The following is a 14,005-nucleotide window of genomic DNA, read 5'->3' on the forward strand; positions in this document are numbered from 1 at the left end:
CGCCGGTCCGGAGGGTCCCGCCGGCGCCGTACGGGGCCTGCTCGACGGGGGTCGTCGCCCTACTGCGCGAGCGGCGCGCGGCCCGCTGCCCGCGGTATCGCCTCTCATCCTGTGCAACTTCCCAGCAGCAAACCGGACATCGCCGTCACCCGTCGCCCAAGGGCTCCCTCAAGGACTCTCTCGAGGGCTTTCCCAGGGCTCCCCAAGGGCTCGCCGAGAACCTCGCCGCCGTCCGCGCCGCGATCGAGCCTCGAAGTCCGTCGTGCTCGCCGCCCACCCCTGTGATGTGCGCGCCACCCCGCCGCCCCGCCACTATCCCCCGCGCCACCACTTCCCGCGTCCTCTTCTCGACTTGATCCGTCCGACGTCTTGACCTTGCTCCGAGCCGAGGCTTAGCGTTCCCGCGTTCGAGTCGGATTGAAACGATTCAAAACCAAGAACGATCATCTGGGAGCGCTCATGCGGGAACCGGTCGAGCAGGTCGAGCAGGGCGGCGGAATGTCACGGCGGGCGGTTCTCGCCGCCGGGGCGACGGTGGGTATCGCGGCCGGGATCGTGGCTGCCGTGGGATCCGGGACGGCGGCCGCGGCGGCGCCGTCCGTCACCGGGGCGCCGGGCCCCGCCGCCGACTGGTTCGCCGCTCCCGCCCGTTCGGTGCGGCCCAAGTTCCGCTGGTGGTGGCCGGACGGTCTGGTGAACACCGACGAGATCGCCCGCGAGATCGACCAGATCGCGGACGCGGGATTCGGCGGCGCGGAGATCGCCGCCGTCCATCACAGCATCAAGGACAAGTCGGTCCTCGACACCGCGCACCACGGGTGGGGCAGCCGGCCGTGGCGCGACGGCGTCGAGGCAGCGCTGCGCCGGGCCGCGAGACGGGGCCTCACCATCGACCTCACGCTCGGCCCGAGCTGGCCCGTCGCGGTCCCCGGTGTCACCCCGGACGACGACGCGGCCGCCAAGGAACTCGTCCACGGCCGGGCCTCGTTGAGCGCCGGAGCCACCTTCCGGGGACCGGTGCCGCCACCCGTGCACGCGCCCGCCGCCGGTGTGACCCGGCAGCGGCTCCTCGCCGTACAGGCCGCCCGCGTCGAACCCGCGTACTCCACGCGCAAGGAGACCGGACTCGACGTCTCCAGCGTCCGCGACCTCACCTCCTTCGTCGCCGAGGACGGCTCCCTGACCTGGACGGCTCCCGACACGGGGGACTGGACGCTGATCTCCTACTGGACGCGCGGCAGCGGTCAGCAGCCCGAGTCCGGCCCGCACTCCGCGCCCGCCGCCTACGTCGTCGACCACCTCGACCCGGCGGGCACCGCGGCCGTCACCGGGTTCTGGGAGCAGCAGCTGCTGACCCCCACCGTGCGGAGCCTGCTGAAGGCGGCCGGCGGCGCCTTCTTCGAGGACTCCGTGGAGCTGGAGACGGACGGCCTGACCTGGACCCCGTCCCTGCCGGACGCCTTCGCCGAGCACACCGGCCGGCCCCTGCTGCCCTACCTGCCCGTCCTCGTCCTGAGCGACAGCAACCAGGTGTTCGCCTTCGAGGCGCAGCTGACCCGGCAGATCAGACACGACTTCTGGGAGACCTTCTCGGAACTCTTCAACCGGCACCACGTGCGCGCACTGCGCAACTGGGCCCACTCCCTCGGCATGACCCTGCGCGCCCAGCCCTACGGACTGCAGACCGACGCGATCGAGTCCGCGGCGATCCTCGACATCCCCGAGGGCGAATCCCTCGGCTTCAAGAACCTCGACGACTTCCGCTGCCTCGCGGGCGGCAGGGACATGGCGGGCCACACGGTGCTGTCCTGCGAGTCGGGCGCCTACAACGGCTCCGCGTACAGCACCACCTGGGACCGCTTCCTGCGCACCATGGGCGGCGCCTACGCGGCCGGCGTCAACCAGACCGTCGTCCACGGGTTCTCCTACGCCACCGCGCCCGGCGTGAGCTGGCCCGGCTTCGCCGCCTTCAGCCCGTACAACGGCGCCTCGGGATACGGCGAGTCGTGGGGACCCCGGCAGCCCAGCTGGCACCACGTGGCGGACATCGCCGCCTACCTCGGCCGGGTGCACGGCGTGCTCCAGTCCGGCACCGCCCGCGCCGACGTCGCCGTCTTCCGGCAGACCGGCTACGCCGCCACCGGCATCGGCGCGTCCTGGTTCACCGCGACCGGCATTCCACTCGGCTGGACCCACCAGTTCCTCAGCGGTCCGCTGCTCGACCTGCCGAACGCCACCGTCTCGGGCGGCCGGCTCGCCCCGAACGGGCCTGCCTACAAGGCCCTGTTCGTCGAGGGCGACTTCTTCTACTCCTCCACTCCCACCCTCGCCACGGCCGACGCCCGCCGCCTGCTGACGCTGGCCGAGGCCGGCCTGCCGATCGTCCTGCTGGGCGCCTTCGACCAGCCGCTCACCCCGGGGGTCCCCGACGACGGCGAGACCGACCGGCTGCGGGAGCTCCTGGCCCGGCTGCTCGCCCTGCCCCACGTCACCCGGGTCACCGACAAGGCCGCCGTGGGCGACGCCCTCGCCGGGCTCGGAGTCACCCCGGACGTACGCCACGCCACCTCCTCCACGCTTCTGAACGCACACCGCGTCACCCGGGACGCCGACTTCTACTACCTCTGCAACGGCAAGCACGCGGAGACGGTCAAACCGCCCGTGGCCGCCATCGACCACCAGGTGACGCTGCGCCACACCCGTCGCACACGGGGCGGGACGACGATCCCCTACCTGCTCGACCCCTGGACGGGAGAAGCCACGCGCATCGCCCGGTACACCGAGGACGACGGCGACGTCACCGTGCGGGTCGCCCTCCAGCCCGGCCAGGTGATGATCGTCGCGCTGGGCCGTCCTGGACTCTTCGGCGACCGCAACGGGGCCAAGCCGCACGTCGTCGACACGGACGCCTCCGAAGTCCTCTTCGACGGGCGCTCGCTGACGGTCCGTTCGACCGAGGCGGGCACCCGCACGACCCGGCTGTCCTCGGGCCGTACGGTCACCACGACCATCCCGTCCGTACCCGCCCCCATCACCCCGGGCCGCTGGCAGCTGGACGTCGACGACTGGTACCCCGGATCCTCCCCGACCCGGACCGACCACGTACACCGCACGCTGACCCTCGACACGCTGCTGCCCTGGTCGGGGATCCCGGAACTGGCCGACTCCGCGGGCATCGGACGCTACCGGACGACGATCGACCTGCCCGCCGGGTGGACCTCCGCGCACGGCGCCCACCTGGAACTCGGCCAGGTCTCCGACACCGCCCGTGTCACCGTCAACGGCACCGGCGCCCCGCCCCTCGACCGTCTCCACCCGGTCGTCGACGTGGGCCCTCTGCTCCGGCGCGGGCGCAACGTGATCGAGGTCGAGGTGGCGATCCCGCTCGTCAACCGGCTCCGGGTCGCCCAGCCCGCGGTCTTCGGCGCCGTCGCCCGACAGGACTTCGGTCTCGTCGGACCCGTACGGCTCGTCCCGTACGGGCAGGGCACGATCGGCTGAGGGAACGGGGCCGGGGCGCGACCGGGCCACGCCTTTCGGACGTGTCCCGGCCGCCGGAACGACCGCAGGACCGGCCCCCTCACCGACCTTCGTCGCGCCGATCCAGACCATCGGCCGACTGCGTCCTGCGCGTGCCACCGGCACCGTGGGGGCATGGAGCGAACCAATCGGATCAGTCGGGCGGGTTTCCTGGCCGGGACGGCGGCGGTCGGCGCGGCGGCCGTGCTCGGACCGGCGGGACGGGCGCACGCCACGGGACGAGGGCGCGGGCTGCGACACCGGGGCGTCGTCTACACCGTGGGGGAGGGCGAGACCCCGGCCACGGGGTGGACCGCCGAGCGGATGCGGGCGGACCTGCGCGCCATCCGCCACGACCTGCACGCCGACACGGTCGACGTCACCGGCGACGGCGTGGAACGCCTCGCCGCGACCGCGACCGAGGCCGCCGAACACGGCCTGCACGTATGGCTTCAGCCCACGCTCGGGGACGTCCCGGCGCGGGACATCCTCGAACACCTCGCGGAGACCGGCCGGGTCGCGCAGCGGCTGCGCAGGCAGGGCGCGAGCGTGGACTTCAGCGTGGGCTGCGAGTTCTGGCTCTTCGTGCCCGGCATCGTGCCGGGGGAGACGGTGCTGGAGCGCGTACGCAACCTCATGAACGGGACCTACGACCCCGTGGTCATGCAGCGCCGTCTGGACGCCTTCACGGCGCGGGCCGCAAGGACCGGCCGCTCGGTCTTCGACGGCCGGCTGTCCTACGCCGCCGCACAGGACGACCGGGTCGACTGGTCCCTGTTCGACGTCGTCGGCATCGACTACTACTCCTCCTTCGCACGACCCGCCGACCATGTGAAAGAGCTGCGCCGCCACACGCGCTGGGGGAAGCCCATGGCCATCACCGAGTTCGGCACCTGCGCCTATGTGGGTGCCCCGGACACGGGCGGCATGGGGTGGGACGTGGTCGACTACGACAAGGACCCTGAGGAGATCAAGGGCCACCTGGTCCGCAGCGAACGCACCCAGGCCGACTACGTCAGCACACTCCTCGACGTCTTCGAGTCGATGGGGCTGTACGCGGCGATGGCCTTCGAGTTCGTCACCCCGGACGCCCCGCACCGCGCCGACGACCCCCGCTACGACCTCGACATGGCGTCCTACGCCGTCACCAGAACCGTGCAGAGGCGCCCCGGTCACCCGGAAGCCGGCTGGCACTGGGAACCGAAGCAGGCCTTCCACGCCCTGGCCCGCCACTACGGCCGGTGAGCCGCCCCGCGTTGAGCGGACCGACCGGCTCCGCGCGGCTACCCCGCGTCCGGGAAGCCGATCTCCTCCGGCGCCGCCTCCGGCCCTTCGCGCGGCCCCTCCTGCGCCCGCCCGCTCTCCGACCGCTCCCCCCGGCGCGCGTTCTCCGCCCGCATGGCCGTCAACCACGGCCACAGGTCCGGGAGCAGTTGCGCCGCGCACGGCAGCCGGTGCTCGACGCGGCAGCGCTGGGTCGGAACCGGCGGGCGCACCCCGTACACCGTCACCCGCCCGTCGGACAGGACGATCCACCGATGCTCCGCGGGTACGAGGTGGGCGAGGACGTCCACCCCCGGCTCCAGCAGCACCCGGTCCTGTTCCAGCGTCAGTACCCGGTCCTGCGGCAGTCCGCAGTACGGGCACGTGTACATCCGGTCCCCCACGGTCGTGCAAGGGCCCGCGCGGGCCCAGGGCGAGTCCCCGCCAGGTCGGGAGTTCGGTCAGACTCACTCGGGTTCCGGTCGCTGTCCTGGCCGACGCATGGAACGGCCGGACGCGGTTACTCCGTTGTCATGGCACGCACATCGAAATCCGACCATGACGACACCACGCCGTCGGCGACCGGTCGGGCGGGCACGTCGGGGCCGGACGAGCAGGTGGAACGGCGGACGCCGGACGGTCCCGGGCAGTTGCCGAAGCGCGCCTGGCCGGCCGTGCTCACGGGCACCCTGCGGGAGTTCAAGGACGACGAACTCACGGACCGGGCCGCGGCACTGACGTACTACGGGGTGCTGTCGATGTTCCCGGCCCTGCTGGTGCTGGTGTCGCTCCTGGGGCTGGCGGGAAAGTCGGCGACCGACGAGGTCCTGGACAACCTCCGCAAGGTGGCGCCCGGTTCGGCCCGCGACATCATCAGCGACGCGGTGCAGCAGTTGCAGGGCCGGGGCGGCGTCGGCTCGGTCATGGCGATCGTCGGTCTGGTGCTGGCGGTGTGGTCGGCCTCCGGCTACACGGCGGCCTTCATCCGCAGCGCCAACGCGGTCTACGACATGCCCGAGGGGCGGCCGGTGTGGAAGGTGCTGCCGCTGCGCGTGGGGGTGACGGTGGTGCTTCTGGTGCTCACGGTCGCCAGCGCGCTGATCGTGGTGTTCACCGGCGGTCTGGCCCGGCAGGCCGGCGCAGCGCTGGGCATCGGGGACACGGCGCTGACCGTGTGGTCCATCGCGAAGTGGCCGGTGCTGGTGCTCCTGGTCACGATCATGATCGCCCTGCTGTACTGGGCGACGCCGAACGTCCGGGGGCGCGGACTGCGGTGGATCACGCCCGGGAGCGTGCTGGCGTTGGTGATCTGGCTGATCGCCTCCGCCGGCTTCGCCTTCTACGTGGCCAATTTCGGCTCGTACAACAAGACGTACGGCACGCTCGCCGGTGTCATCGTCTTCCTGGTGTGGCTGTGGATCAGCAACATCGCGATCCTGCTGGGCCTGGAGTTCGACGCCGAGCTGGCCCGGCAGCGGGCCGTGGCCGGCGGACTGCCCGAGGGCGAGGAACCGTACGTCCGGCCCCGGGACACCCGTGCCTGGAGCGAGGACGACAGGGGCGGCGCGCGGTGACCGCGCGTTCAGCGCACCGGGAAGCCGAAGGAGTACCCCTGCTGCTGCAGCCACGGCAGGATCTCGCGCAGGGCCGCCGCGGTCTGTGAGCGGTCCCCGCCCGCGTCGTGGAAGAGGATCGTCGGGCCGTTGGACACCTCGCTCTTCACGGTGGCCACGATGGCGGCGGCGCCCGGCCGTTCGAAGTCCTTGGTGTCGACGTTCCAGCCCAGCGGCCGCATCCCGCGGGAGGCGGCGAGATTGCGGCTGTAGGGGGTGAAGGCGCCGCCCGGCGCCCGGTAGTACACCGGTCGGACGCCCCCGGAGGCTTCGGTGATCATCCGTTCGGCGTCCAGGATCTGCTGCGACTGGTAGGAGTCGGGCTTGGTGTCCATGGTGGTGTCGTGCGAGACGGTGTGGTTGCACAGCCGGTGGCCGTCCGCCACCACGGCCTTGACCAGGTCGGGGTGGGCCTGGGCCTGCGTGCCCACCATGCAGAAGGTCGCCTTCACACCGTTCTCCCGCAGCACCTCGAGGACCTGCGGAGTCCAGTCGGGGTCGGGACCGTCGTCGATCGTGATGTTCACGCCGCGGGCACCGTGGTCCGAGGCATGGGCGATGTCCACCGACACCCGGGCGGGCGCGGAACCCGCGGAGGGGCGCGCCGAGGCGTCCGCTCCGGCCTGCCCTCCGTCCACCGGTCCGGCCTGCGCGGTCCACACCGAGGTGACGGCGGCCATCGCCGTCACACCGACTGCCGCCGCGATAACCCGGCCGTACCATCCCCGCCCGCCATGCCGCGCCATGTCTGCCCTGTTCGTGTCGTGTCGGTGGATCCCGTGCCCCGGTGATCCCGTGCAGCTGTGAGGACGGTGAAAGGGCCCGGCGGGATCCGCCTGTTACCGATCACGGACAATTTCGCAGGGGTTCCGGGACGCAAGGGCGTCCGCGCCCCCAACAGGCGCTCGTCGGGAGCCTGTTGGGGGCGCGCCGTTCACGGGCCCAGCGGCACGCACAGCAGGGCGGCGGGGCCCGGTGTGCTGCCGAACCGGGTGGTGAAGGCGATGCCCGCGGCGTACTCGTCGGCGGCGCACTGGCCCTTGTAGTGGCCCTGGGCGAAGTCGCCGCCGGTGTCGGCGGGCCGGTTGTCGGACCGGTCGAACCAGACGGTCCGTCCGGACCGGCCCAGCGCGGTGCGGGCGGGCACGCACAGGGCGGCCGACACGCGCTCCCCGCGGCCGCTGTGGCCGATGAGGAACTGCCCGGCGGGGCACTGGAGTTTGGTGTAGCCGCCGGCCCAGTCGCCGCCGGCGGGGACGTGGCGTTCGTCGGTGACGACCGTCTGCGCGCCGTCCGGGGCGCGAAGGTCACCGCCGGGGGTGTCGGTGCACAGACCCCGGCCGCCGGTGTGGCTGAGGCCGATCAGCCGAAGTCCGTCCGGGCAGGCGGCCTTGGACGCCCCGGGATCCCAGTCCCCGCCGGCCCGTACCCGCCGGGACTGCACCGCGTCGCCGTGATCGGTGGCGAGCATGCGCCGGACCGGCACCGGCGGGACGGTCCCCGTGCGGGTCGCGGATGTCATGAGGTGATCCCAGGCGGCACCGCGCCAGTCGGCCTCGTCGAGGATGCCGTACCGGCGCCCCGTCGTGTCGTAGCGCAGCAGCGCCCAGTCGTCGTGGCCCTCCCAGCCGACCAGGGGCCAGTACGCGAAGTCGGCGTCGTGGTCGGCGAAGTAGTCGGTGAGGTTGCCGAACCAGGTGCGGGCGGCGGCGCCGGTCTCCCGGGCGCCGATGCCGAACTCGCTGATCCACACGGGGGCGGAGTAGTGCTGTCCCTCCGCGGTGACGAAGAAGGCCTGGTCGGTGAGGACCTGGGACAGCTGGTCGCGGGTCAGGTCCTGGTAGCGCGGGTCGTGGGTCTCGCCGATCCCGGTGGCACCGCTGTGCCGGGGGCCGGTGTAGCCGTAGAAGTGGGCGGAGTAGACCAGCTTGTGCGCGTCCAGCAGCGTGTGCGAGAGCGTGCGGACGGGCGTGAGGGTGGGGCGCTCGTGGGGCAGCCCGTCCACGGGCAGTCCGGTCCAGTTGATGCCTTCGACGACGATGAGGAGGTCGGGGTCGGCCTCGGTGAGGATGCGGTCCGCCGCGAGTTGGGCCGCCGCGTACCAGTCGTGGTCGTCGCCGAGGCCCCAGTTGGGGTCGTCCAGGATGTCACGGCGCACCTCGTTGTAGAGATCCGCGCCCACGACACGGGAGTCGGCGGAGTAGCGGCGGGCCATGAAGACCCAGTCGTCCGTCCACTGCCGGGTGGTCCGGCCGCTGTTCCAGCGTTCGTTGCCGTCCACGCCGCAGCACCAGCGGGTGGTGTTGGTGTGGTTGTTGAGGATGACCGCGAACCCGTCGCCGGTGAGGGCGGCCACGACGGCGTCGAAGATCTGCAGGGGTGTGCTGCCGCGCAGGCGCGGGTTGGCCGCGACCGCGGTGTCCGGCACCGGGGTCGTCGTGCGGATCATCTCGTTGGAGAACGGCAGCCGGATGCTGTTGATGCCGAGCCGGTGGAAGTCGGCGAGCAGCTCGGACAGCGGGGCGCGGTCCAGGCCGAGGGGTATGCCGGAGGAGTTCTGGCCGGCGTGGTGGTTCGCGGGATCGGCGGCGCTGCCGCTTCCCGACCACGAGCCCTGGGCACCGTCCCAGTTGGCGGACTTCAGGCGGAAGCGGCGGCCTTGCGCGTCGACGATGTAGCGGCCCCGGGTGGACAGGGGCGGCTGCCAGTCCTCCGCCGCCGGGGGAGCGGCCTCGGTGGCGGAAGCGGCGGCGACGGCGTCCTGGGCGGCGGCCGCGGTCGGTGCTGGGGCCAGCAGCGTGAGCATCACGGCTGCTGATGTCAGGTACTTGACAAGTCTGAAGGTCTGCATCCGGTCCTCTGCGGGGCGCGGTGGGGGTGGCGAACGGCGACCGACAGCCTACGAAATCCCGGCCGGGATGTCCCGGGGGCCGCGGGAACCCGCGCTCGCGACGTGCGTACCCTCGCCGCGCCCGGCGCTCGGCCCCAGGAGGCCGGGCGCCGGGGACGGTCCGGACGGCCGGTGTCACCAGGCGTGCGCGACGTCCACCACGAGGTGGTCGGCCAGGCGCAGCACCCGGAACGGCAGGCGTGCGCGAACGCCGAGCCCGAACTGCGTCACTCCTTCGAAACTCCCGGCGTACCGGGTGTCCCGGAAGGTGCTGTATCCCGTGAGGTTCACGCCCGGCAGCGGCTGTGCCACCCGGCCCGGATAGGTGGGGGTGCCGGTCTCGGGGTCGTAGGAGGGCGCGTTGACCCGCACCTCCAGGATGGCACCGCCGCCGACGGCGATGGGGCGGCCCGAGCCGTCCTGGTAGAGCCGGTCGACATACGCGACCGAGAAGCCGAGTTCGGCGGCGCCCGCGCCCGGCACGTCGACGACGAACCGGTCGTAGCAGTCGTGGCGGCCGGTCCTGACGTTCGTCAGCGGCGTCGCCGTGCCGGCGAAGTACGTCTTGTCCAGGCTGCCCCAGCCGGTGGGGCAGGCCGTGGCGGCCCGGGTGGCCGTGGCCGGGGCGGCGGTGGCCGGGACCGCGGCCACACCCAGGGTGGCGGCCAGCAGAGCGGCGGTGGCCCAGAGTGTTCTGTTTCGCACCATGATCTCCCCCGAAGGACGTGTGTGGTGATGTGTCGGTTAAAAACAGAGACAACCTGATTGCCCCATAGGTTGCACTGTTCTCCGTCTCGATGTGGCGTCAGTGTGCCCGGCCGCCTCGGGCGGTCGCGAACGGGCGCGCGGGCTCCGGCGGGCCGGGCGCCGGACGCGCGTCACACGCTCGTTCACACGACTGACAAAGAGCCGTCACACGGCACCGGAATGCCCGGCCGGCCGCCCCTGGTTCTCGCTGACATGACCTTGGGAGTAGCACTCGACGCGAGCGACGCCGACAACCAGATCGACGCCACCGTGCGGCTCGCGCAGGAGGCCCGGGCCGCCGGGCTGCGGTCCGCCTGGTTCGGGCAGACCTTCGGCGCGGACTCACCCCAGCTCGCGGCGATCGTCGGGCGCGAAGTGCCCGGCCTGCACGTGGGGACGTCCGCGATTCCCGTCTTCGGCCGCCACCCGCTGCTGGTCTCCAGCCAGGCCCAGACCGCCCAGGCGGCCACGCACGGTCGCTACCATCTCGGACTGGCGCTCGGCACCAAGCTCCTGACCGAGACCGGCTTCGGCATCCCCTTCGAACGGCCCATCGCCCGACTGCGTGAATTCCTCACCGCCCTGCGGCAGTTGACGGAGACCGGCGCCGCCGACTTCCACGGTGAACTGCTCACCGCGACCACCCCGCTCCCGGCGCGGGTGCCGGGCGCCGAGGCCGGCGTGCCGTTGCTCGTCGCCGCGATGGGTCCCCAGGCGCTCCGGGCCAGCGGCGAGCTGGCGGACGGGATCCTGCCCTACCTGGCGGGACCGCGCGCCCTGGAGGAGCACATCGTCCCGGCGGTCACCGCCGCGGCCCGGGCCGCGGGGCGCCCCGCGCCCCGGATCGTCGCCCTGGTGTACGGAGTGGTCACCGACGACGCCGACGCCGTACGGGAGAAGGCCACCGAAAAGCTCGCGTTCTACGAACAGTTCCCGTCCTACGCGCGGGTCGTCGAACTCTCCGGCGGCCGGCGGGCCGGCGACGTGGCGGTGATCGGCGACGAGCGGACGGTCGCCGCCGAGGTGCGCCGCTACCGCGACGCCGGGGCGACGGAGGTGGTGTTCTCGGGCACGGGCATCGCCGGGGCCGCCGCCCGCCGCCGCACCTGGGCACTCCTCGGAGAACTCGCCGGCTGAGCGCCGGCGCGCCCCGGCTCACCAGCCGGTCAGCAACAGATGGTTGAGCAGCAGGGCCAGTGCGGCCTGGGCGGCCAGCCAGGCACGCGGGCGGGTGAGGAACGCGCAGGACGGGAGGAGCCACAGGGCGAACGGGAGCCAGATGCGTTCCGTCTCGGCCTTGCTCATGCCGGACAGGTCGGCGACGAGCAGGGCGAGCAGGGCGGCGGCCACGAGGAGGGCGAGGCGGGCGTCCGCGCCGGAGCGGTGCGGGCCGTCGGGCCGCGCGAGGCTCCCGCCGCGACGGTGGCGGAGCGTCGCGCCGGTCCGCCGGAGGCCGGCCGCCGTCGCCAGACCCGTGATCAGGACCGCGCAGGCGAGGTTGGCCCACACCCAGTAGCCGTAGGGGCGGATCCCGCCCGCGCCCTGCCGGTAGCGCGTGACCAGCAGCCGGTACGCCTCCCACCAGTCGAATCCGGCGACGGTGAACGCCGTCGGCACGACGGCCGCCCCGGCGAGCAGAAGGACGAGCAGCTCGGGACGCTCCCGGACGCGCCCCCGGCCGAGCAGCAGCACCGCCGCGCCGATGAGCGCGAAGAGCGTGAGGCCGTAGGAGAGGTAGCAGGTCAGGCCGAAGAGCAGGCCCGAGCCCAGCGCGGCGCTCCCGACCCGGCGTCCGGTGACCGCCAGGGCCAGCAGCGCCACGGACCACGCGGCGACCGCCGCGAAGTACGCGTCCGCCGAGGTCCCCATCCACACCGCGGCCGGAGCCAGCACCAGGAAGGGTGCCGCCCGCCGCGCGAGCCCCTCGTCGGCCAGCGCCCGCACCGCCACCAGGACGGCCACACAGGCCGTCGCGCCGACGGCGACGCACCAGGTTCCGGCCCAGCCCCCGCCCCGCAGCCCGATCCGGTCGAGCAGGACGAACGTCAGCGTGGCCGCCGGGGGATGACCGGCGACATGCGCGGGCCAGTTGTCCGGGGACTCCAGCAGGATGTGGTGGGTGAAGTCGCGCAGGGCCGCCGGGACGTCGTGGAAACGGCCGACGACCTGGAGGTACTCGTGGCGGGAGGTGAGCCGGCCGGCGACGCCCCGCTGCCAGCCGTCGATCAGGGCGAGCGAGAGGATCCAGGCCGTGGCCGTGCCCCAGGCCGCCGCCAGCAGGGCCCGCCAGGGCAGGCGGGCGGCCAGGGCGGGACCGTACCCCACGGTCGCGACCGCCACGACGACGGCCACCGGCGTGCCCGGTCCCAGATGAGGCCCCCAACTTCCCAGCAGGGGAGGCCAGTTGACGCGCAAAGTGTGATGGGCGTGCTGGATGTGGTGGCCGATCAGCACGGCCGCCGTCACGAGCAGGACGGCGGCGCCCACCGCGTACAGGTCGCGGCGGAGGTCGCGGGTGATGCCGCCCGAGCGTCGGACGCGCGGCTCGGTGGAGCGCAGGGTGCTGTTCACACCGGCACGCTAGGCCGGGCGGCGGGTCGCGGGCCGCCGTCCGGGCCGGACGTCAGCGTTTCGTCATGGGTCGCGCACCCGTTTCCGGCGGTGCCCCGGCCTACGGTCGGATCATGCGAGACGACACACGGCTCCCCACCTCCCCCGGCTTCTGGCGCAGCCCGCTGCGCGGCCCCTGGTTCACCTCGGTGCTCGGCCTGGTGCTGCTCGCCGGCATCACGGTGCTGTTCGTGACGGGCCTGGTCTCGTACGCCGCCTACAACCCGGACCTCTCCCCGGTGAACGACAAGACCCCGGACAAGGGGATCCTCGGCTTCTACCTCTTCTCCTGGCCGACCGACCCGCACTGGCTGTACCGGGTCAACCAGGGCGTGCACGTCACTCTCGGCGTCACCCTGATCCCCGTCCTGCTGGCCAAACTGTGGTCGGTCGTGCCGAAGCTCTTCACGCTGCCGCCGGCCCGCTCGCTCGCCCACGCGCTCGAACGGATCTCCCTGCTGTTGCTGGTCGGCGGCGCGCTGTTCGAGTTCACGACCGGCGTGCTCAACGTCCAGCTCGACTACGTCTTCCCCGGCTCCTTCTACCCCCTGCACTTCTACGGCGCATGGGTCTTCTTCGCCGCGTTCGTCGCCCACGCCGTGCTGAAGGTCCCGGCGGCCGTACGCAATCTGCGCCGCCTGCGGGCGGAGGAGCCGGCCTCGTCGCAGGAGTCCGCGCCCGCGCCCGAACAGGAGCTCGTCTCCCCGCGCCCGGACCCCGCGACCGTCTCCCGGCGGGGAGCGCTGTGGTTCGTCGGAGGCGGCTCGCTGCTGCTGTTCGCCACGACGGCCGGCCAGAGCTTCGACGGACCGCTGCGGCGCACCGCCCTGCTCGCTCCGCACGGCGGACCCGATCCGGGCAGCGGCCCGAACGGCTTCCAGATCAACAAGACGGCGGCGTACGCCGGGATCACCGCGCCGGAGACGGACGAGGACGCCTGGCGCCTCGTCGTCACGGGGCGCTCCGGCATTTTTCGCCTCAGCCGCGCCCAGCTCCGTGAGCTCCCGCTGCACAGTGCGGCGTTGCCCATCGCCTGCGTCGAGGGCTGGTCGACCTCGGACCAGTGGTGGCGGGGCGTACGGCTCCGGGACCTGGCCGCGCTCGTCGGCCACGACGATCCGCCGGACGTGTTCGTCGAGTCCCTCCAACGGCGCGGCGCCTTCCGCCACGCCGCCCTGCGCGCCAACCAGGTCGCCGACCCGCGCTCCCTGCTCGCCCTGTACGTCAACGGCGAGTCCCTGACCCCCGACCACGGCTACCCGGCGCGCGTCATCGTGCCCGCCGCGCCCGGCGTGCTCAACACCAAGTGGGTGGCCCGGATGACCTTCGGAGAGACGCGATGACGCCCGTGCGACCCCGGCCG

General features: G+C 73.0%; 10 protein-coding genes. 5 read left to right on the plus strand and 5 right to left on the minus strand.

What is annotated here, in order from left to right; all coding sequences use genetic code 11:
- Positions 1-459: 459 nt before the first annotated feature.
- Entirely contained in the window at positions 460-3,501 is a 3,042-nt protein-coding gene (locus OG933_RS40980; RefSeq protein WP_405632218.1) for a glycosyl hydrolase, read from the plus strand.
- Between the two features lie 153 nt (positions 3,502-3,654).
- Positions 3,655-4,764, plus strand: coding sequence for an abortive phage infection protein (locus tag OG933_RS40985; protein WP_405632220.1), 1,110 nt, complete (start codon positions 3,655-3,657; stop codon positions 4,762-4,764).
- Between the two features lie 38 nt (positions 4,765-4,802).
- Here OG933_RS40985 and OG933_RS40990 read toward each other — a convergent pair whose 3' ends face one another.
- A complete protein-coding gene (locus tag OG933_RS40990) occupies positions 4,803-5,174 on the minus strand; it encodes a DUF6083 domain-containing protein (protein WP_405632222.1) in 372 nt (123 codons plus the stop codon).
- Between the two features lie 141 nt (positions 5,175-5,315).
- On the opposite strand from OG933_RS40990, the gene OG933_RS40995 reads away from it, so the two are divergent.
- Positions 5,316-6,356, plus strand: a complete 1,041-nt coding sequence (locus OG933_RS40995) for a YihY/virulence factor BrkB family protein (RefSeq protein ID WP_405632225.1) — start codon at positions 5,316-5,318, stop codon at positions 6,354-6,356.
- A gap of 8 nt (positions 6,357-6,364) precedes the next feature.
- Here the strand turns inward: OG933_RS40995 and OG933_RS41000 are convergent, their stop codons facing one another.
- The 3 genes from OG933_RS41000 to OG933_RS41010 all read right to left on the minus strand — a co-directional run bounded on the left by OG933_RS41000 (position 6,365) and on the right by OG933_RS41010 (position 9,993).
- Positions 6,365-7,141: a polysaccharide deacetylase family protein gene (locus OG933_RS41000; RefSeq protein ID WP_405632227.1), complete on the minus strand. Its 777-nt coding sequence runs from the start codon at positions 7,139-7,141 to the stop codon at positions 6,365-6,367.
- Between the two features lie 188 nt (positions 7,142-7,329).
- A complete protein-coding gene (locus OG933_RS41005) occupies positions 7,330-9,246 on the minus strand; it encodes a glycoside hydrolase family 5 protein (RefSeq protein WP_405632229.1) in 1,917 nt (638 codons plus the stop codon).
- A 174-nt stretch (positions 9,247-9,420) separates the two neighbouring features.
- On the minus strand, positions 9,421-9,993 hold the full coding sequence (locus OG933_RS41010) for a hypothetical protein (protein ID WP_405632232.1): 573 nt from the start codon (positions 9,991-9,993) through the stop codon (positions 9,421-9,423).
- Between the two features lie 252 nt (positions 9,994-10,245).
- On the opposite strand from OG933_RS41010, the gene OG933_RS41015 reads away from it, so the two are divergent.
- A complete protein-coding gene (locus OG933_RS41015) occupies positions 10,246-11,169 on the plus strand; it encodes a TIGR03564 family F420-dependent LLM class oxidoreductase (RefSeq protein ID WP_054245213.1) in 924 nt (307 codons plus the stop codon).
- A gap of 18 nt (positions 11,170-11,187) precedes the next feature.
- Here OG933_RS41015 and OG933_RS41020 read toward each other — a convergent pair whose 3' ends face one another.
- Positions 11,188-12,552, minus strand: a complete 1,365-nt coding sequence (locus tag OG933_RS41020; RefSeq protein WP_405633676.1) for a hypothetical protein — start codon at positions 12,550-12,552, stop codon at positions 11,188-11,190.
- Positions 12,553-12,716: 164 nt separating this feature from the next.
- On the opposite strand from OG933_RS41020, the gene OG933_RS41025 reads away from it, so the two are divergent.
- Positions 12,717-13,985 carry a molybdopterin-dependent oxidoreductase gene (locus tag OG933_RS41025; protein ID WP_405632234.1) on the plus strand — a complete coding sequence of 423 codons (1,269 nt, stop codon included), beginning with the start codon at positions 12,717-12,719 and terminating at the stop codon, positions 13,983-13,985.
- Positions 13,986-14,005 lie beyond the last annotated feature (20 nt).

It is taken from the genome of Streptomyces sp. NBC_00016 (genome assembly GCF_045040885.1).
In the GTDB taxonomy this organism is placed as follows: domain Bacteria; phylum Actinomycetota; class Actinomycetes; order Streptomycetales; family Streptomycetaceae; genus Streptomyces; species Streptomyces coriariae.